Source organism: Enterobacter sp. WP_7_1 (assembly GCF_003688535.1).
Lineage (GTDB): Bacteria > Pseudomonadota > Gammaproteobacteria > Enterobacterales > Enterobacteriaceae > Enterobacter > Enterobacter asburiae.
The window spans coordinates 994,889-1,014,547 of sequence record NZ_REFK01000001.1 but is presented as its reverse complement, the minus strand read 5'-3'; the positions used below and the strand labels follow the sequence as shown (position 1 = coordinate 1,014,547).

At 54.8% G+C, this 19,659-nt stretch carries 13 protein-coding genes and 2 other RNA genes; 7 read left to right on the top strand and 8 right to left on the bottom strand.

What is annotated here, in order from left to right; genetic code table 11:
- Positions 1-51: 51 nt before the first annotated feature.
- The 3 genes from BJ885_RS05030 to BJ885_RS05020 form a co-directional block, all read right to left on the bottom strand.
- Complete coding sequence (locus BJ885_RS05030) at positions 52-246, bottom strand: YdiH family protein (protein WP_147449209.1); 195 nt, start codon at positions 244-246, stop codon at positions 52-54.
- Between the two features lie 85 nt (positions 247-331).
- The gene (gene menI, locus BJ885_RS05025) at positions 332-742 is read right to left on the bottom strand and encodes a 1,4-dihydroxy-2-naphthoyl-CoA hydrolase (protein ID WP_121931318.1); all 411 of its coding nucleotides are present in this window, start codon (positions 740-742) and stop codon (positions 332-334) included.
- Positions 739-3,795, bottom strand: a complete 3,057-nt coding sequence (locus BJ885_RS05020) for an FAD-binding and (Fe-S)-binding domain-containing protein (RefSeq protein ID WP_121931317.1) — start codon at positions 3,793-3,795, stop codon at positions 739-741. Before BJ885_RS05020 ends, menI begins: the two co-directional genes overlap by 4 nt.
- A 199-nt stretch (positions 3,796-3,994) precedes the next feature.
- Here BJ885_RS05020 and ydiK point away from each other — a divergent pair, with 199 nt between their 5' ends.
- Both ydiK and rprA (BJ885_RS05010) read left to right on the top strand, forming a co-directional pair.
- Positions 3,995-5,110, top strand: a complete 1,116-nt coding sequence (gene ydiK / locus BJ885_RS05015; RefSeq protein WP_029739766.1) for an AI-2E family transporter YdiK — start codon at positions 3,995-3,997, stop codon at positions 5,108-5,110.
- 209 nt (positions 5,111-5,319) lie between these two features.
- Positions 5,320-5,427: antisense sRNA RprA (gene rprA / locus BJ885_RS05010), an RNA gene on the top strand.
- A gap of 357 nt (positions 5,428-5,784) precedes the next feature.
- Here rprA (BJ885_RS05010) and BJ885_RS05005 read toward each other — a convergent pair.
- Positions 5,785-6,951: a HEPN domain-containing protein gene (locus BJ885_RS05005; RefSeq protein WP_052194047.1), complete on the bottom strand. Its 1,167-nt coding sequence runs from the start codon at positions 6,949-6,951 to the stop codon at positions 5,785-5,787.
- A 1,407-nt stretch (positions 6,952-8,358) separates the two neighbouring features.
- Between BJ885_RS05005 and rprA (BJ885_RS04995) the strand changes: the two genes are divergently transcribed.
- Positions 8,359-8,465, top strand: an RNA gene (rprA, locus tag BJ885_RS04995) — antisense sRNA RprA.
- A gap of 5 nt (positions 8,466-8,470) precedes the next feature.
- Here rprA (BJ885_RS04995) and BJ885_RS04990 read toward each other — a convergent pair.
- The 3 genes from BJ885_RS04990 to ppsA all read right to left on the bottom strand — a co-directional run bounded on the left by BJ885_RS04990 (position 8,471) and on the right by ppsA (position 14,862).
- Positions 8,471-10,846 carry a glycoside hydrolase family 3 N-terminal domain-containing protein gene (locus tag BJ885_RS04990; protein WP_121931316.1) on the bottom strand — a complete coding sequence of 792 codons (2,376 nt, stop codon included), beginning with the start codon at positions 10,844-10,846 and terminating at the stop codon, positions 8,471-8,473.
- 3 nt (positions 10,847-10,849) lie between these two features.
- Positions 10,850-12,250, bottom strand: coding sequence for an MFS transporter (locus BJ885_RS04985; RefSeq protein ID WP_121931315.1), 1,401 nt, complete (start codon positions 12,248-12,250; stop codon positions 10,850-10,852).
- A 233-nt stretch (positions 12,251-12,483) separates the two neighbouring features.
- On the bottom strand, positions 12,484-14,862 hold the full coding sequence (gene ppsA, locus BJ885_RS04980) for a phosphoenolpyruvate synthase (RefSeq protein ID WP_023311316.1): 2,379 nt from the start codon (positions 14,860-14,862) through the stop codon (positions 12,484-12,486).
- A gap of 335 nt (positions 14,863-15,197) precedes the next feature.
- On the opposite strand from ppsA, the gene BJ885_RS04975 reads away from it, so the two are divergent.
- Together BJ885_RS04975 and aroH are read left to right on the top strand one after the other, a co-directional pair.
- On the top strand, positions 15,198-16,031 hold the full coding sequence (locus tag BJ885_RS04975) for a pyruvate, water dikinase regulatory protein (protein ID WP_029740422.1): 834 nt from the start codon (positions 15,198-15,200) through the stop codon (positions 16,029-16,031).
- Between the two features lie 152 nt (positions 16,032-16,183).
- On the top strand, positions 16,184-17,230 hold the full coding sequence (gene aroH / locus BJ885_RS04970; protein ID WP_121931314.1) for a 3-deoxy-7-phosphoheptulonate synthase AroH: 1,047 nt from the start codon (positions 16,184-16,186) through the stop codon (positions 17,228-17,230).
- 19 nt (positions 17,231-17,249) lie between these two features.
- Here aroH and BJ885_RS04965 read toward each other — a convergent pair whose 3' ends face one another.
- Entirely contained in the window at positions 17,250-18,152 is a 903-nt protein-coding gene (locus BJ885_RS04965) for a LysR family transcriptional regulator (protein WP_059346564.1), read from the bottom strand.
- Positions 18,153-18,292: 140 nt separating this feature from the next.
- Here BJ885_RS04965 and BJ885_RS04960 point away from each other — a divergent pair, with 140 nt between their 5' ends.
- Together BJ885_RS04960 and BJ885_RS04955 are read left to right on the top strand one after the other, a co-directional pair.
- A complete protein-coding gene (locus tag BJ885_RS04960) occupies positions 18,293-19,000 on the top strand; it encodes a CoA transferase subunit A (RefSeq protein ID WP_121931312.1) in 708 nt (235 codons plus the stop codon).
- 2 nt (positions 19,001-19,002) lie between these two features.
- A complete protein-coding gene (locus BJ885_RS04955; RefSeq protein ID WP_121931311.1) occupies positions 19,003-19,659 on the top strand; it encodes a CoA transferase subunit B in 657 nt (218 codons plus the stop codon).

Here is a 19,659-nt window from a genome sequence, read left to right as displayed (position 1 = left end):
AATTTCAGACACAAAAAAGGCCGCACTCGCGGCCCTTTTACTCTCATGTACTCAATGGACGTGAACGCCCAACCGCCAGGCAAAGTAGATCTCTTCTTTTAGTTCATTCGAAGAGAGCGCCAGCAAATCTGTAAATTCCAGCTCAAGCTGTTTCAGCTTTTTCAGGTACTGTGCCGGAGACAGGTTGCTCTTATCGCGACGTAAAAATTCAATTGCCAGCTGTGTTGGGGTTATTTCAGTATCCATGATGTCCTCGCTTATGTACAAAACCTGACCAGTATATCACAACGGACTGGCTAGTTTTTGACCAAAGGCAAAACATCTGAAAACTTTACACAACCGCCGTGGTCAGCCGCGACGAGCAGCACAGGCGATCCTGCTCATCGAGAATATCTATTTGCCACACCTGATGGCGGCTTCCGGTATGCAGCGCGCGGCACACACCGCGCACGCGCCCGCTGCGCACCGAGCGAATGTGGTTAGCGTTCACCTCGAGCCCGACAACCTTCTGCTCCCCTTCGGTACAGAGATACCCCGCCACCGAGCCCAGCGTTTCGGCCAGCACGACGGACGCTCCGCCGTGCAATAAACCAAACGGCTGGTGGGTGCGACTGTCGACCGGCATGGTGGCCTCAATCTCATCGTCGCCAATTCGGATGAACTGAATATCCAGCAGCCCCACCATATTCCCCTCGCCCATGGCGTTCAGCGCCTGCAGCGTCACGGCACGTTTCCAGATCATCCAATTATCTCCAGTAAAGCCTGCAATGGGTGACGTACGCCGTTACCCTCTACCCGTTTTACCTGGCTGCGGCAGGAGTAGCCCGTTGCCAGGCAGCGGTTTCGCGGCAAACGCTGCATCGCCTGATGCCAGGACAGCTCATAGATGCCGAGCGAGTTGGCGTGGTTTTTCACTTCGTGTCCGTAGGTTCCGGCCATCCCGCAGCAGCCTACGTTGACGCTCTCCAGCTTCGCACCGAAGCGGGCAAAAACGGACGCCCACTGCGCGGGGGCACCCGGCAGCGCGGTCACTTCCGTGCAGTGGCCGAACAGATACCAGGGTTCGCCGCTGACATCCTGAACAGCCTTATCTGCCAGCGCCATCGGCAGCCACTCGTGCACCAGCATCACGTTGAAATCGCCGCGCTTATCGCCCAGAGTCTGCTTGTATTCATCGCGATAGCAAAGCACCAGCGCCGGATCGACGCCGACCATCGGTATCCCGAGCTGCGCCACGCGGTTTAAGAAGTCAGACGTTTTCTGCGCGGTTTTTGCAAAGCGGTTCAGGAAACCTTTAATGTGCTGCGCCTTGCCGTTCGGAGAGAACGGCAGCACAACCGGCTGGTAGCCCACTTTCTCCGCCAGACGGACGAAATCGGCCACCACCTGCGCATCGTAGTAGCTGGTGAATGGATCCTGCACCACCAGCACTACATTCGCTTTTTGCTCCGGAGCGAGCGCCTCCAGCTGTTCCAGGGTCATGTTTGCCGAACGGTGGCCAACAAGCTGGCGCTGCAGAGACGGGACCGACAGCAGCGGCAGATCGACCATGCCGATGTGTTTTTCGGAGAGCTTGCGCACCAGCGGCTGGTTGATAAAGAAGTTGAAGGTCTTTGGCGCTCGCGCCATCAGCGGCGCGTAGCTTTCCACCGTCGCCACCAGATGGTCGCGCACCGGGCGGAGGTATCGGGTGTGATAAAGCTGCAGGAAACGCGAGCGGAATTCCGGCACGTCGATTTTAATCGGGCACTGGGTGGAGCAGGCTTTACAGGCCAGACAGCCGGACATCGCCTCTTTCACCTCATGGGAGAAATCGTACTCGCCCTTGTTGGCATGCCAGCTGTTGCGGGTGCGCTCAATCAGCGAGCGCAGGCTGGCCCGTTTTTCCGGCAGCTCCTGCTCCAGCTTGAGCGGATCCACCCCGCGGTCGGCCAGCAGACGCAGCCACTCGCGCACCAGCGTCGCCCGCCCTTTCGGCGAGTGGATACGGTTGCTGGTGATTTTCATCGACGGGCACATCGGGCTTTTCACATCAAAGTTAAAGCACAGGCCGTTGCCGTTGCACTCCATCGCGCCGCGCCAGGACGAGCGCACCGCAATCGGGATCTGCCTGTCGTACGTGCCGCGCTTGACGGCATCCACCTGCAGCATCGGGGCATCAACACCCTCAGGCGGGCAGATTTTACCCGGGTTAAGGCGGTTATGCGGGTCGAAAGCCGCTTTCACCTTACGCAACTCCGCGTAAAGCTGTTCGCCGAAGAATGCCGGGCTGTACTCCGCGCGGAACCCTTTCCCGTGCTCTCCCCACAGCAGACCGCCGTATTTGGCGGTTAAGGCCACCACGTCGTCGGAGATCTGCTTCATCAGGATCTCCTGCTGCGGGTCGCACATATCCAGCGCCGGACGCACGTGGAGTACCCCGGCGTCGACGTGGCCGAACATGCCGTAGCTCAGGCCGTGGCTGTCCAGCAGGGCGCGAAACTCAACGATATAATCCGCCAGATGCTCGGGCGGCACGCAGGTATCTTCGGCAAAGGGAATGGGCTTCGCCGCCCCTTTCGCATTGCCGAGCAGGCCCACGGCTTTTTTACGCATCCCATAGATACGCTCAATCCCGGCCAGATCGTTACAGAGCTGCCAGCCGATCACGCCGCCTTCCCCCTGCGCAATCAGCTCATCCAGACGCTGGCAGAGCGTGGTAACCTGGCGCTCAATCAGCTCCGCATCATCGCCGGCAAATTCCACAATGTTAAGACCGAGCATCTCTTTATCCGGCACGTCGGTAATGAGATCACTCACGGAGTGCCAGACAATATCTTCCCGGGCCAGATTGAGCACCTTAGAGTCGACGGTCTCCACCGACAGCGCCTGCGCTTGCACCATAAACGGCGCATTGCGCAGCGCGGAGTCGAAGGAGTCATATTTGACGTTCACCAGACGGCGCACTTTCGGCAACCGGGTGATATCCAGCCGCGCTTCGGTAATAAACGCCAGCGTTCCCTCGGAGCCGGTCAGCACGCGGGTTAAATCAAACTGGGTCAGGTCATCGTTAAAGACGTGACGCAGATCGTACCCGGTCAGGAAGCGGTTCAGCTTGGGGAATTTATCGAGAATGAGCTGGCGGTTGTCGCGGCAGCGTTCCAGCACGGTGCGATAGATGCGCCCGCTGGCGGTGTTGTCTTTGCCCAGCGTTTCCGCCAGTTCGACCGGCATCGGCTGGGTGTCGAGGATATCGCCGCCCAGCAGCACCGCACGCACGCCCAGGACATGATCGGAGGTTTTACCGTAGACCAGCGAGCCCTGCCCGGAGGCATCCGTGTTAATCATCCCGCCAAGGGTCGCGCGGTTGCTGGTGGAGAGCTCAGGGGCAAAAAAGTAGCCGTACGGCTTGAGATACTGATTAAGCTGATCTTTGATGACGCCCGCTTCGACCCGCACCCATCCCTCTTCCGGGTTGATCTCAATGATGCGGTTCATATAGCGCGACATATCAACAATGATGCCCTGGTTCAGCGCCTGACCGTTGGTCCCGGTGCCGCCGCCGCGCGGCGTAAAGACCAGCGAGGCAAACCGCTCCTGCGTGGCCAGCCGGGCGATAAGCGCGACGTCGGCCGTTGAACGGGGGAAAACCACGGCATCGGGAAGAAGCTGGTAGATACTGTTATCGGTCGCCATCGTCAGCCTGTCGGCATAGTTCGTGGCGGTATCACCTGTAAAACCCTGTTGCTCCAGTGCCTGCAAAAAATTAAGCACCAGCTGAACGACGCCAGGTGCCTGAGAAATCTGTGGGATCATGACCGTCGACCCTAATTAGAGTTGTATGAAATCGTTTGCGTGTATCTTAAAAGTTTTATCACATTTTTTTCTTATAATCTCTGCTGAATTACAGGCAGAATTCGCCTGTTAAAAACCGCTGAGATCATTAATGATTAAAGAGACGCGGTTTTCCGTTCCCGCCAGTGGTACTGGCGTTCTTTTAAGGAAAGTTTCATTTATGGTCAATCTTCGCCAGCCCAGGGATGTTGCGCAAATTTTGCTGTCGGTGCTGTTTCTGGCCCTCATGATTATTGCGTGTCTGTGGATTGTTCAACCCTTTATTCTCGGCTTTGCGTGGGCTGCGACCGTTGTCGTCGCCACGTGGCCTTTGCTGCTGCGCCTGCAGAAGCTGCTGTTTGGCCGTCGCGGGCTCGCCGTGCTGGTCATGACGCTCCTGCTGTTCCTGCTGTTTATTATTCCTATTGCCCTGCTGGTGAATAGCCTGGTGGATTCCAGTGGTCCGGTTATTCGCGCCATTAGCAGCGGCGACCTGACGCTGCCGGATCTCGCCTGGCTGAACAGCATTCCGGTGGTGGGCTCAAAACTCTACAGCGGCTGGCATAGCCTGCTGGAGATGGGCGGCAGCGCGCTGATGGCAAAAGTCCGCCCGTACATTGGCACCACCACCACCTGGTTTGTCGGTCAGGCGGCGCATATCGGCCGCTTTATGATGCACTGTACCCTGATGCTGCTCTTCAGCGCCCTGCTCTACTGGCGCGGCGAGCAGGTAGCTTTAGGCGTTCGTCACTTTGCCACCCGCCTGGCGGGCAAACGCGGTGACGCGGCGGTGCTGCTGGCCGCACAGGCCGTACGCGCGGTTGCGCTGGGCGTGGTGGTCACCGCGCTGGTGCAGGCGGTGCTGGGCGGGATCGGTCTGGCGATTTCCGGCGTACCGTACGCCACCGTGTTCACCGTTGTCATGCTGATGACCTGTCTTGCGCAACTGGGGCCGCTGCTGGTGCTGGTCCCCTGCATTATCTGGCTCTACTGGACGGGTGATACCACGTGGGGAACGGTGCTGCTGGTCTGGAGCTGCGTGGTCGGCACCATGGATAACGTCATTCGTCCGATCCTCATCCGCATGGGTGCAGACCTGCCGCTGATCCTGATCCTCTCCGGGGTCATTGGCGGATTGATTGCCTTTGGCATGATTGGCCTGTTTATTGGCCCGGTGCTGCTCGCCGTCACCTGGCGTCTGTTCTCTGCCTGGGTGCATGAAATTCCGCCGCCGGGAACTGACCCGGACGTCATTTTGAGCGAACTGGAAGAGCTGGAAGAGAAGAACACGCATTAAGTTTTTTTGCCGGGTGGCGCTAACGCTTACCCGGCCTACATTTCTCCTCACGATACTTTAATGCTGCTAAAGTATTTATTCGTTAATCACTGGTCAGACCCGCCCATTCAGCAGTAAGTCTGCTATTACCCTCAAGAAATCTTTACGTCTCTTAAACTATTGAGACGAATCCGATCGACGCTAAATAACACAATGCCTACTATTAGCACACGGTTATAAATCAACACCTTGATTTATAAGCATGGAAATCCCCTGAGTGAAACAACGAATTGCTGTGTGTAGTCTTTGCCCATCTCCCACGATGGGCTTTTTTTTATCCTGATTGCAGGCATCAGACCAGCAATGACGGAGTTTCAGGGATTTTAGTACGTTGAGGGTATGCGATTACCTGTGTGCCGTTGGTGTACCATTTGTGTGCAATAGGCGTAAATCAGGCGAGTGTTACAACAATTTTCTGACTGCGGATTTTTGCGGGATGATGTGATGATTACCCTCGAAAATCCCCTCATGCCTAAAGGTCATGAAGGGCTGGTGTTGATACTTAACGTGTCGACCAGTTCCCCATTGTTTTGTTTAACCCGCCCTGACGGTTGGATGTTTGTGAGCAATGGCTTCACAGGAAGCGATGAGAGGTGATGACACACAAAGGCACGCAATCGCCTTATACAGAATGGTTATCCCTGCTGTGATGGCGTCAGTAGACCAAGATTACCCAATTCTTTCAATATTGATCTTCTTAAAAATGATCTTGCCATATATAACATCCCTTTATCTTTTTCAGAAAGAAAATTCCTAACACCATGAATAATTTTCGATCTAATCTGATAAATTTCGCGAAATATCTTTTTAATCTCATTTCTATCTTTGATATTTCTACCTATTAAATATGCGCAACGATCAGAAAGGATAGTTGTTAAACTTCCTTCATAATCATCATCTCCAAAAATTGATTCCAGTCCCATGCAAGTTTGAATAAATGACATCGTATCATCCTCTGTGATATTTGATTGTATCAACCAATCAATTGCAGCCTTTATTCTTAGTGATTCTTTAGACTCATCACAGACAAGTGTATTAGCAACATCGAATGCATTATACAAACCTAATTGAGTAAATTTATTATCATTGATAGAATACTTATCATAAAAAGCCTCAATATAATCACTAAGCTTTGGGTATAACTTGAGTTGTGTGTATTCATTGTTAAGAATCTGTAGTTTAACTTCTTCCCCACCACTCCATTTTAACAAAGAAGACAATGTTTGGCCGCTATTTTTATATGAGTATTGAGTGATTATTGAATTTTCCTCTAAAAGAAATAATAAAACATTCAATTTTTGAATAACTATCTTCATGAACGATTCAGGGTACCATCCTGAGTAATATCCTGTTGAACTTATATTTATAATCACATACTCAATGCATTCATCAGGCAATAAAAAGGAAGCATTCTCCTTTCCAACTTCTAAATTTATGGTAGAAAAGCACTTCAATTTTGGAAAATCAACTAATCTCCTGAAATGAAACAGAACATTGTATTCCATAGGGGTTTTTTCGTAAAAAATAAAAATACTTTCAATGAGTCTTGCAATACCTTCATCAGATGAAATGTCATTATTTTTTAAAAAGTCATTTTTGATATTTTCGAAGATTATCGAACAAGATACATGATCTATTTTAAAATCAATCTTTCGTTTATTCAGTTCCTTTTCAATAATAAAGAAGACATTTTCCTCATGTGTCCTGTACGAAAATTTTTCTGTTAATTCAGGATTGCGAATAGCCTTTTCGATTAAATCTTTAATCTTATTTGCTGATGAAGGATGCATCTGATTTGTCATGGAAAAGCCCCCTGCTTTTTTCCCGCTATTCTACTGAGCTTTTTTTGAAAATGAAAGTCGTTAACCATATATCAATTACATTAAACAGGTTCGCTACGCTCACGCCCCTACGGGGCTGGTGGGTGAAGAAAAGGAAGCTTAGAAACCACATTCTTTCAACCCACCAGCATGGAGCGCGTGAATGAAGTGAACATAATTAGCTAGCGTCATTCAGCGCCTTTAACATTTTCTGCAATGGGATGCGCGTTATATAAATCCTATCCGTAACTCAATGCGATGCATGACCTAAAATAAATGCTCGTATACCATCATCAGCATTTGCATCAATTAATCTGTTAGACAAACTGTAGCAGTCACAATGGCTTGAGCGCATTAGTCGAATAAATTTATACGCTTTGCTGATTTTATCCATAACACTCTTTAATCCATTCCCCATCATGTGCTTTTCTATCCATCCGTCAAGCGCTATAAGTGCATCGCAAATTGGTATGTTTCGTTTACTTGATTCTGTTTTAGTTGTTTTCCCTTCATCATGCGTATTGAAGCTAATGCATTTAACCCCCCTTCTATTTCGATGTAATCATCCTTTATTATTTGCCGTAATTCGCTACCCCGCATCGCTTTATCTGTATACATTAGCCCAATGATTTTGAGTGTTTTTAGTTACTGCTGCTTGCTCCATTATTCCTCTGGATTAGATGATGTAACTTCTTCTTTAGGTTTCTCAGCGCAGACCTTTTTAGAATGCATCTCCCGGTATGGATTTTTATCAATCCATTCTTTAATGTCCAATATAAACACAAATATGCATACCCAATGCTGTAATAATTTTTTGTTTAGTAATGGAGGTTAATTTTCCTTAACCCATACAAGATTTAAATAAACAACATGCTCTTTAGTTATTTCTTCCACAATCTGAATATTTTCCGATGTACACTAAACAATAAATCTATGTATGCAACCAAAATATGCCTTAATAATTTTCAGTGTTAGCGTCAAAGTACGCTTTTTTGGCGACCGCTAAGGATGCCCCTCCGTGATCTCTTAAGGCGGTTTAGTGCTTGAGGCAAGGGATTGCATTGGCGAAGCGGTAGCAACAGCGTGTGGCGCTTCATGTGAGGCCGTCGCAAGATACCTCAATCGTTCAATCTCGTCGGAGGCAACGAGGCCATCACGAAACTTTTTCAGCATTTCCCGCATTGAAGTAAATGGAGCTTCAAGGGCTTTTAGCTCCATATGCCTGATTCTTATAGATGCCGTTTTTTTATGGTGATTGATTTATCACAGGTGCGCAGAATGATTTCAATCGTGCGTTTTTAATAAAGCTTGCGCCATACAAACCCCTTTTTATTTGTGTGCGATATGTGTGCAAATTGTGTGTCCATTCACAAGCCTTACTTAATTTTGGTTATGCTAAGAAATCGCATACCCATAAATCAATGATTTCCCACCTGAGTGAAACAACGAATTGCTGTGTAGTCTTTGCCCATCTCCCACGATGGGCTTTTTTTTATCCTGACTACGCGCGCCTGACCTCACAGGTACTGAGCATCCGCCACTCAGCAGGCAGCACCCGCATTTCCCCTGTCGCATTGACCGTCACCGCCTCGCGAATATCCGCCGACGATGCGCCAACCTGCAGCTCAAACTCGCCCGGCTCAACGATGCGTTTTCCGTCTCGACGGGTGAAGTTGAACATCTCAACCGGCAGCGTAAAGGCGAGCGTGGCGGTTTCACCCGGCGAGAGGGTGACACGCTGGAAGGCCTTCAGCTCCTGAAGCGGCCGCACCTGCGTGGCGACCTTATCTCTGACGTAAACCTGCACCACCTCGCTGCCGCTGCGCTCTCCTGTATTGGTGATATCCACGCTCAGCGTCACCTCACCGTCGACCGGCACGCTGCTTTCGGCGACGCGGACAGCACCCCAGCTAAACGTCGTCCAGCCGAGGCCGAAGCCAAACGGGTAACGCGAACCGAAATGGAACGCAAACGGCGTACCGCCGCTTTTGAGCTTGTGATTGTAGTAATACGGCATCGCCCCGGCGCTTTTCGGCACGCTCACCACCAGGCGACCCTGCGGCTCCGCCCGCCCCGTCAGCACGTCCGCAATCGCCCAGCCCCCTTCCTGTCCCGGCGCCCAGGCCATCATCAGCGCCGCGACCTTGTCTTCCAGACCCTGCAGGTTGTATGGACGCCCCCCGGTCATGACCACAATCACCGGTTTACCGGTGGCGACCAGCGCTTCCAGCAGCTGTTGCTGCACGCCCGGCAGGTTCAGGGAATCGGTATCGGAACCTTCCCCCACGGTACCGCTCTGGAACAGCCCGGCGAGATCGCCCACGCAGGCCACCACCACGTCACTCTCCCGCGCGGCGTTCACGGCCTCGGGGATCAGGGCGGTACTTAGTGAAACCGGCGACTGCTGCATCGGTTTGCCGCCGCTGTCGCCAGGGAAGACCGGCGCGCCCGCCATCCGTTTTTCGATGATGTGGCACCCTTTGGCATAGCGGACGTTCGATGCACCGAGATACTGCTCCAGCGCCGCGCGCGGGGTCGTGACCTGCGAGGTCTCTTCCACCATATCGCTGATGATCAAATGCACCGGGAAGCTGTAGCCGCTCAGTAACGCCAGCGGATCGTCTGCCGTCGGCCCCACTACCGCCACCCGAGGTTTGCCGCCGAGCGGTAAAATTCCGTTGTTTTCCAGCAGCGTGAGCGATTTCGTCGCCACCTCCCGCGCGGCCTGGCGGGTCATATCGTTTTGCAGATCGATACCATTTTCATCCGCGTACGGGTTTTCAAACAGGCCAAGGCGGAATTTTTCAGTCAGCGTACGCGCCACGATCTCATCGACCTTCGACATAGAGATCAGCCCGCGCTCTACCGCTTCCGCCAGATGCCGCGCGCAGTCGTCTTTCGGCAGCTCAACGTCCAGCCCGGCGTTGAACGCCAGCGCGGCAGATTCGGCCGCGTCGTGGGAAATGCCGTGGTGCTGGTGCAACAGGCTGACGCCGCCGTAATCCGCGACAATAATCCCGTCGAACCCCCACTGCTCGCGCAGGACGGTGGTCAGCAGGAAGCTGTCGCTGTGCCCGGGCTGGTTATCGATATCGTGGTACGCGGGCATCACCGAACCGGCGTTTGCCAGCTTGACCGCCATTTCAAACGGCAGCAGGAAGGTGTCGTTCAGCTCGCTGAACCCCAGGTGTACCGGCGCGTGGTTGCGCGCCCCCTCGCTGAACGAGTGCCCCACGTAATGTTTCAGGGTTGCCAGCAGGTCGCGCTTATCGCCCTGTAAGCCCTTCACGTAGGCGGTCGCCATTACGCCCACCAGCCAGGGGTCTTCCCCGAAGGTCTCTTCGGTTCGCCCCCAGCGCACGTCGCGGGACACGTCCAGCACCGGCGCAAGCCCCTGCTGGCAGCCGACGGAGCGCGCCTCTTTGCCAATCTGCTCTGCCGCCCGCTGCACAAGCTCCGGATCCCAGGTCGAACCGTAGTTCAATGACGACGGGAACAGGGTGGCGTCTTTGCACAGCAGCCCCACCAGACACTCCTCGTGGAACAGCGCCGGGATGCCGAGTCGCGTCTCTTCCATCATCATGCGCTGCAGGCGGTTCGCGGCGCGCACGCCGGTTTTCGCGTCAACGATGTGGGTGCCCAGCGGCCGCGTGATCTGCCCGACGCCCAGCTTAAGCCGTTCGCTGAGCGCAGCCTGCTCGCTCACGCCGGCGAATTCGTCGCTGAGGTCGCTGCGCTCGCGGTGGTTACCGTTTTCATCGAGGATCAGCCAGTACGCGTGCATCTGGGCGAACTTCTCCTCCGGGGTCATACGCGCCAGTAAATCGGCGACGCGCTCGTGCACGGGACGTCCCGCGTCCTTATAGATAGTCGTCATGTTTTACTCCTGTAGTGCGGAAGGGGTTGCCGGGCTGAGCTGCCCCGCTTCGGGTCTGACTTCACGCTTGCTGGCCAGCTCCCGGGCGATGGAATCCACCAGCCGGCTGTTTAGCTTGTAGATGGCAAGCAGCGCGACCATGCAGAGGAACAGCGCGCACGGGATAAGGGTGAACAGCGCGTTGATGGTCGAAAGAACGCCTGGCGCCTGGGTTGCCTGGCCCGGGACGTAATCCACCATGCCAAGCACCCAGCCGACGACCGCCCCGCCCAGCGCCAGACCAAACTTGATGGCAAACAGCGCGGTGGAGAAAACCAGCCCGTCCAGACGACGGCCGCTGCGGTGCTCTTCGTAGTCGACCACATCGGAGAACATGGTCCACTGCAGCGGCGTGGTGAGGTTTTGAATAAAGCTAAAGACGATGTTAAGGCCAAAGATGAGCCACACCTGTGAAGGAGGCAGGAAGAAAATCAGCGCGCCGAAGATAACAAAGGAGATAATCGTCCACTGGTAGGCGCGAACGCGGTCAAATTTCCCCAGCAGCCGTTCAGATAATAATGCGCCGCTTAAGGAGGCCACCATGCCGGAAACAATAAAGGCAAAAACCAGATCCGGACGCAGCAGCACATAGTTTACGTAATACAGGGTGGCGGAACCGCGCGTCACCACCGCCGTTAACAGCAAAATATTAAACAGGAACACAATACGCCACTGGCTGTTCCCGGCCAGCAGTTTTAAATCGGTGAGCATGGAGCCGGAGGTATCATTGCGAGGAGAATAACGCTCGCGGGTCATCAGGAAACAGCAGAAGAACAGCACAATTCCCAGTAGCCCCATCAGGCTCATGGCATAGAAATAGCCTTTCTGCACGTTGCCCTGGCCTAACAGTGAGACTAGCGGCAGGGCAATAACCGTCACGATCAGCCCGCCGATAAACGACAGGCCAAAGCGCCACGACTGCAGAGAATGACGCTCTCGCGGATCCAGCGTCAGCGCGCCGGGCATGGCGCAGTAAGGCACGTTAATCGCGGAGTAAATCAGGCTTAAAATCGCGTAGGTCACGCAGGCGTACACGATTTTCGCCGTCGGCCCAACGTCCGGCACATAGAAGGTAATGAGACAGCTCACGCCAAACGGGATGGCAAACCACAGCAGCCAGGGACGGAAACGTCCGTGACGCGTCCGGGTGCGGTCAACCAGTGCGCCAATGCACGGATCGACAAACGCATCAACCACGCGCACCACTAAAAACATGGTGCCCATAATCGCGGCGGGTAGCCCAAAAACATCTGTATAAAAATAAGCGAGAAATAACGTTGCCGTTTGCCAGACCAGCGCGCTGGCCATATCGCCTAAGCCATAGCCTATTTTATCTTTGGTACGCAATACAGAGGAAAGTGTCATTGTTATTTGCCTTTTTATCAGGTTAAAACGTATTTCAACCAGTTGCGCATCTTCTTAAGGGAAATGCGCAGTAAGGCTCAAGTATTAGCAACGGTTTGCGCGCTAACAATTGTCTAAATTGACAGACAAATTATGATATTTGGTTTTTTACTTTATTTGTGATGGGGAGCAAATAAGAAATGAAATAAAAAAGGCGAGGAATAATATCCTCGCCTTTTCGGGTCAGCATGGCGTTACTTGTTCAGTTCTGCCAGGCTCAGCCAGGTTTGCACCACGGTGTCCGGGTTAAGGGACAGGCTATCGATCCCCTCTTCCATCAGCCATGCGGCAAAGTCTTCATGGTCGGATGGACCCTGACCGCAGATCCCGACGTATTTACCCTGCTTCTTCGCCGCGCGGATGGACATGGAGAGCAGCGCTTTCACCGCCTCGTTGCGCTCGTCGAACAGCTCGGAGACCACGCCGGAGTCGCGGTCCAGACCCAGCGTCAGCTGCGTCATGTCGTTCGAGCCGATAGAGAAGCCGTCGAAGTGCTCCAGGAACTGCTCGGCCAGCAGGGCGTTGGACGGGATTTCGCACATCATAATGATCTTAAGCCCGTTCTCGCCGCGCTTCAGACCCTGACGCGCCAGCTCGTCCACCACGGCTTTCGCCTGATCTACGGTACGCACGAACGGGATCATGATTTCAACGTTGGTCAGCCCCATGTCGTTGCGCACGCGTTTCACCGCCTCACACTCCAGCGCGAAACAGTCGCGGAAGCTGTCGGACACGTAGCGTCCGGCTCCGCGGAAGCCCAGCATCGGGTTCTCTTCTTCCGGCTCGTAGCGCTCGCCGCCGACCAGGTTGGCGTATTCGTTAGACTTAAAGTCAGACAGACGCACGATCACGCGTTTCGGATAGAAGGCGGCGCCCAGCGTCGCGATCCCTTCGGTCAGACGGCCGACGTAGAACTCTTTCGGTGAGTCGTAGCCTTTCATCATCTCGCGGATTTCGTTCTGCAGCTTCGGATCCTGGTCGTCAAACTCCAGCAGCGCGCGCGGGTGAACGCCGATCATACGGTTGATGATAAATTCCAGACGCGCCAGGCCAACGCCTTCGTTCGGCAGGCAGGCGAAGTCGAACGCACGGTCCGGGTTACCGACGTTCATCATGATCTTCAGCGGCAGGTCCGGCATGGTATCCACGCTTGAGCTCTTCACGCTGAAGTCGAGGATATCGGCGTAGACGTAGCCGGTATCGCCTTCGGCACAGGAGACGGTCACGTTCTGCCCGTCCTTCATGCGCTCGGTGGCGTCACCGCAGCCGACAACCGCAGGAATACCCAGCTCGCGGGCAATGATCGCCGCGTGACAGGTACGACCGCCGCGGTTGGTGACGATAGCCGCCGCTTTCTTCATGATCGGTTCCCAGTCCGGGTCGGTCATGTCGGTTACCAGCACGTCGCCTGGCTCAATACGGTTCATCTCGCTGATGTCGTGGATCACTTTGACCGGACCGGCACCGATGCGGTGACCGATGGCGCGGCCTTCCGCCACGATTTTACCCTGCGCGTGCAGCGTATAACGCTCCATCACCTGACCGCGAGAGCGGACGGTTTCCGGACGCGCCTGCACGATAAACAGCTTGCCGGTGTTCCCGTCTTTCGCCCATTCGATGTCCATCGGACGGCCGTAGTGTTTTTCGATCTGCACCGCCTGCTTCGCCAGCTCCTGAACTTCGGCGTCGGTCAGGGAGAAGCGGTCGCGCTGCTCCTGCGGTACATCTTCAATTTTAACCTGCTTGCCATGCTCCTGGGTCGGGGCATAGATCATGCGGATTTTTTTCGAGCCCATGGTGCGGCGCACCACCGCCGGACGGCCAGCGGCCAGCGTAGGCTTGTGGACGTAGAATTCGTCAGGGTTTACCGCGCCCTGCACCACCATCTCACCCAGACCCCACGCGGAGGTGATAAACACCACCTGGTCGAAGCCGGATTCGGTATCAATGGAGAACATCACGCCGGATGAACCCACGTCCGAGCGCACCATGCGCTGCACGCCAGCGGAGAGCGCCACGCCGCGATGGTCGTAGCCCTGGTGCACGCGATAGGAGATGGCACGGTCGTTGAACAGGGAAGCAAACACGTGCTTCACCGCCACCAGCACCGCATCGTAACCCTGGACGTTCAGGAAGGTTTCCTGCTGCCCGGCGAACGAGGCGTCCGGCATATCTTCTGCGGTCGCAGAGGAACGTACGGCAAAGGAGGCCTGCGCATCGTCAGCAGAGAGCTGGTTGTACGCGTCGTGAATGGCTTTTTCCAGTTCCGGCTGGAAAGGTGTGTCGATGATCCACTGGCGGATCTGCGCCCCGGCTTTGGCAAGCTCGGTAACGTCATCAATATCCGTTTTATCCAGCAGGTCGTAAATGCGCTGGTTAACACCGCTCTGGTCTAAAAACAGGTTAAAGGCATCGGCGGTGGTGGCAAACCCGTTCGGTACGGAGACACCCATACCCGACAGATTTGTAATCATTTCACCCAGGGAGGCATTTTTGCCCCCAACTCTGTCTACATCATTCATGCCGAGTTGGTTATACCAAAGCACCAGCGGTGACGAGCCATTGTTGGACATCGAAACAATCCTTTTGTGATATTTGATCGGAGTAAGTAACACCTGACTACGTATTTATACTGGCATATTTATTTCCGCTAAAAAAACGGTGAATCGTGTAAGCAATTTAAATTTTCAACTTTTCGGATACTTTCCCATCAACGATTAACCCGATGATTCCTCTATATTCAGCCAGAAACCCCAAAAATAAAGTCGCTATTTGAAAAATGAAATCCACTTTTCAGGAAAATCAAAAACACCGTTTCATTTATAATTAAGATAAGTTCTTTGCTGTGTAATTTACTTTTTTAATTTATGCTTTCAGGCAATTAGGTCTGATATTCAGGGTGAGTAAAATGGATAGTGCTGTCGATCGCCACGTTTTTTATATTTCCGATGGTACGGCGATCACCGCCGAGGTGCTGGGCCACGCGGTGATGTCGCAGTTTCCCGTTTCGATTAACAGCATCACGCTGCCGTTTGTCGAAAACGAAAGCCGCGCCAAAGCGGTGAAGGACCAGATTGACGCCATCTACCAGCAGACCGGCATCCGCCCGTTGGTGTTCTACTCTATCGTGATCCCCGAGATTCGCGCCATCATTCTGCAAAGTGAAGGCTTCTGCCAGGATATCGTGCAGGCGCTGGTGGCTCCGCTGCAGAGCGAGCTTAAGCTCGACCCGACGCCTATCGCCCACCGTACCCACGGGCTTAACCCCGGCAACCTGATTAAGTACGACGCGCGTATCGCCGCCATTGACTACACCCTCGCACACGACGACGGTATCTCTCTGCGTAATCTCGATCAGGCGCAGGTGATCCTGCTTGGCGTGTCGCGCTGCGGCAAAACCCCGACCAGCCTCTATCTGGCGATGCAGTTTGGCATTCGCGCTGCAAACTACCCGTTTATCGCCGACGATATGGATAACCTGGTCCTGCCCGCCGCCCTTAAGCCGCTGCAGCACAAGCTGTTCGGCCTGACGATCAACCCGGAACGCCTTGCCGCCATCCGCGAGGAGCGACGCGAGAACAGCCGCTACGCCTCCATGCGCCAGTGCCGGATGGAGGTTTCCGAAGTGGAAGCGCTGTACCGCAAAAACCAGATCCCGTGGCTGAACAGCACCAACTATTCGGTTGAAGAAATTGCCACCAAAATTCTCGACATCATGGGGCTTAATCGCCGCATGTACTAATATGCTAGTACATTGGCTCAGATTCAGGTATCATCATCTGCAACCACGGGGCGGTGTCGCCCCGAACTTGAAATCAGCAGGGATTGGTTTAAGGTGATGCCCATCACTTCCCGGTAGTCTGCCGATGAAGCAAAAATTTTCTGAGACATTCCATGAATAAAACCGATGAACTCCGCACTGCGCGCATTGACAGCCTGGTCACGCCGGCTGAACTGGCACAGCGGCATCCCGTTTCCGCCGCCGTCGCGGAACATGTGACGGCCTCCCGCCGCCGCATTGAAAAAATCCTGAACGGTGAAGACAAACGTCTTCTGGTGGTGATTGGGCCTTGCTCCATCCACGATCTGGATGCCGCGATGGATTATGCGAAACGACTCCAGGGTCTGCGGGATAAGTACCAGCATCGCCTTGAGATCGTGATGCGCACCTACTTTGAAAAACCGCGGACCGTGGTGGGCTGGAAAGGCCTGATTTCCGACCCTGACCTCAACGGCAGCTATCGCGTTAACCACGGTATCGAGCTGGCGCGGAAGCTGCTTTTACAGGTCAACGAGCTGGGCGTGCCGACGGCGACCGAGTTTCTCGATATGGTGACCGGGCAGTTTATCGCCGATCTGATCAGCTGGGGCGCGATTGGCGCGCGCACTACCGAAAGCCAGATCCACCGTGAGATGGCCTCTGCCCTCTCCTGCCCGGTCGGCTTTAAAAACGGGACCGACGGCAACACCCGTATCGCGGTTGATGCCATCCGCGCTGCCCGTGCCAGCCACATGTTCCTGTCGCCGGATAAGAGCGGTCATATGACCATCTACCAGACCAGCGGTAACCCTTACGGGCATATCATTATGCGCGGCGGGAAGAAACCCAATTACCATGCACAAGATATTTCGGCGGCCTGTGAAACGCTGGCCGAGTTCGACCTGCCGGAACATCTGGTGGTGGATTTCAGCCACGGCAACTGCCAGAAGCAGCATCGCCGCCAGCTGGACGTCTGCGATGAGATCTGTCAGCAGATCCGCAGCGGCTCGACCGCCGTTGCAGGGATTATGGCTGAGAGCTTTATCAAAGAAGGCACGCAGAAAATCATTGCCGGGCAGCAGATGGTTTACGGCCAGTCGATCACCGACCCGTGCCTGAGCTGGGAAGACAGCGAACTGCTGCTGGAAAAATTGGCCTCTGCGGTAGATACCCGCTTCTGAAGCAATCGGGTCGGCCGGGTCACTCCGCCTGACCCGGCTGGTAAAAATCCTTCAGCGTTTCCAGCAGGGCATGCGCCGCTTTAGAGAGCTGCGTATGCCCTGGATGGATCGCCCCGATGCACTTTTCAATGGGCGGGTTATCCAGCGGAATACAGACTGCGCCCAGCGCCGTCATCTGCGCCTCGCAGAGCGCCGGAACGGCGCTGCCGCCCAGCCCGCTCGCGACCATTCGCCCGACCGTCACCAGCTGATGACTCTCCAGCGCCACGTCCAGCTTTCTGCCGCTTCGCGCCAGCTCCTCCTCCATCATCAGACGTACCGCCGACGGGCGCTGCAGGGTGATGAAATCCAGCGTCAGCAGATCATCCCATGACAGGCGCTTCTTGCCTGCCAGCGAGGAATCTTTCGGCACTATGGCAACAAACCTGTCGAGGCCCAGCGGAGTAAACAGCAGGTTGTGCGTTGGCGCGGGCTCAAAGGCGATGCCCATCTCGACCCGCCCTTCCCGCACCATCTCTATCACCTGCTCGTTAATGACATCGTGCACGGTGACGTTGATCCCGGCATGACGATCGCGAAACGCTTTTAGCACCTCGGGCAGGACATTCGCGGCAAACGACGGCATGGCCGCAACCGAAATTTTACCGCGCTGCAGGGTAAAGCACTGGTGCATCGCCTCTTCGACGTTATCCCAGTCGGCAAGCAGCTGACGCGCCATCGGCAAAAACGTCTCTCCCTCCTGCGTCAGCGCGACTTTGCGCGTGCTCCGCTGCAGCAGCGGTCCGCCGAGCGCATCCTCCAGCGCTTTAATCGTCAGGCTCAGGGCCGGCTGGGAAAGATTCAGCCGTTCGCTGGCGTGCGCGAAATTGAGAGTGTGAGCTACCGCTAAAAACGCGCGTAACTGTTTGACACTCATTCTCATTTTTCATCCTGTTAACTAATTGAAAAAATTTAGTTAACAGGAAATTAATAAAAAAACCAAATGAGTGGGTCACAAATTCAAAATTAACAAATGAGTCGCCGCCCCTAATGATACCGGCACGGATAACGGGAGGGATGACTATGGCGGGACTGGATAAGCGCGTCGGCAGCTATGCGCAGGCGCTGGATGGGCTGACGGACGGAATGACCTTGCTGGCGGGCGGCTTCGGCCTGTGCGGGATTCCGGAGAACCTGATTGCAGAGGTCAGACGCCGTCAGGTGAAAGATCTGACGGTGGTATCAAACAACTGCGGCGTGGACGGTTTCGGTCTCGGGATACTGCTCGAAACGCGGCAGGTTCGCAAAGTGGTGGCCTCTTACGTCGGCGAGAACGCCCTGTTCGAACAGCAGGTGCTGAGCGGCGAACTGGAGATTGAACTCACGCCTCAGGGCACGCTGGCGGAAAAGGTGCGCGCGGGCGGCGCGGGCATTCCGGCATTTTACACGGCCACCGGCTACGGCACGCCCGTGGCTACCGGCAAAGACGTGCGCCAGTTTGCGGGGAAGCACTACATCCTCGAGGAGGCCATTACCGGCGATTTCGCGCTCATTAAGGGCTGGAAAGCGGACTGGTACGGCAACGTTGTCTATCGGCATACCGCGCAAAATTTTAACCCGCTGATGGCAACGGCGGGCCGGATAACGGTCGTCGAGGTGGAAGAGATAGTTCCCCCCGGCGAGCTGCCCCCGTCGGCCATTCATACCCCGGGAATTTACGTCGACAGGCTGATTGTCGGCCAGTTTGAAAAACGCATTGAACAGCGCACCCTGCGCGCGGAAGGAGTCTGACAATGTTGACCCGTGAACAGATGGCCATGCGCGTCGCCCGCGAGCTGCGCGACGGGTATTACGTCAACCTGGGGATCGGCATCCCCACCCTGGTGGCGAACTACATTCCGGACGGGATGGACGTGATGCTTCAGTCGGAAAACGGGCTGCTGGGGATGGGGGCTTTTCCTGACGAGCAGAGCCTTGACGCCGACATGATCAACGCCGGTAAACAGACCGTGACCGCGCGCACTGGCGCGGCCATTTTCGACTCGGCCCAGTCGTTTGCCATGATCCGCGGCGGTCATGTGGATCTGACCGTGCTGGGCGCGTTTGAAGTGGACGTCGAGGGCAATATCGCCTCGTGGATGATCCCCGGAAAGATGGTGAAGGGCATGGGCGGCGCGATGGATCTCGTGGCCGGGGCGCAGAACATCATTGTAGTGATGACCCACGCGTCGAAAAGCGGTGAATCAAAGCTGCTGCCGCGCTGCACGCTGCCGCTCACGGGCGCGGGCTGTATCCGTCGGGTCTTAACCGACCTCGCATTGCTGGAGATCGAGGACGGCACGTTCATCCTGCGGGAATACGCCCCCGGCGTCAGCATCGACGAAATTGCGGCTAAGACAGCCGGGAAAATGATTGTGGCGGACGACGTTCGCGAGATGCGCTTCAACTGA

Bases quoted from the DNA above. Each gene is read 5' to 3' on its own strand.
- ppsA (WP_023311316.1), bottom strand. From the start codon at position 14,862: ATGTCCAACAATGGCTCGTCACCGCTGGTGCTTTGGTATAACCAACTC.
- BJ885_RS04965 (WP_059346564.1), bottom strand. From the start codon at position 18,152: ATGAGAATGAGTGTCAAACAGTTACGCGCGTTTTTAGCGGTAGCTCAC.
- BJ885_RS04955 (WP_121931311.1), top strand. From the start codon at position 19,003: ATGTTGACCCGTGAACAGATGGCCATGCGCGTCGCCCGCGAGCTGCGC.
- BJ885_RS05030 (WP_147449209.1), bottom strand. From the start codon at position 246: ATGGATACTGAAATAACCCCAACACAGCTGGCAATTGAATTTTTACGT.
- menI (WP_121931318.1), bottom strand. From the start codon at position 742: ATGATCTGGAAACGTGCCGTGACGCTGCAGGCGCTGAACGCCATGGGC.
- BJ885_RS04960 (WP_121931312.1), top strand. From the start codon at position 18,293: ATGGCGGGACTGGATAAGCGCGTCGGCAGCTATGCGCAGGCGCTGGAT.
- BJ885_RS04985 (WP_121931315.1), bottom strand. From the start codon at position 12,250: ATGACACTTTCCTCTGTATTGCGTACCAAAGATAAAATAGGCTATGGC.
- aroH (WP_121931314.1), top strand. From the start codon at position 16,184: ATGAATAAAACCGATGAACTCCGCACTGCGCGCATTGACAGCCTGGTC.
- BJ885_RS04975 (WP_029740422.1), top strand. From the start codon at position 15,198: ATGGATAGTGCTGTCGATCGCCACGTTTTTTATATTTCCGATGGTACG.
- ydiK (WP_029739766.1), top strand. From the start codon at position 3,995: ATGGTCAATCTTCGCCAGCCCAGGGATGTTGCGCAAATTTTGCTGTCG.
- BJ885_RS04990 (WP_121931316.1), bottom strand. From the start codon at position 10,846: ATGACGACTATCTATAAGGACGCGGGACGTCCCGTGCACGAGCGCGTC.
- BJ885_RS05005 (WP_052194047.1), bottom strand. From the start codon at position 6,951: ATGACAAATCAGATGCATCCTTCATCAGCAAATAAGATTAAAGATTTA.
- BJ885_RS05020 (WP_121931317.1), bottom strand. From the start codon at position 3,795: ATGATCCCACAGATTTCTCAGGCACCTGGCGTCGTTCAGCTGGTGCTT.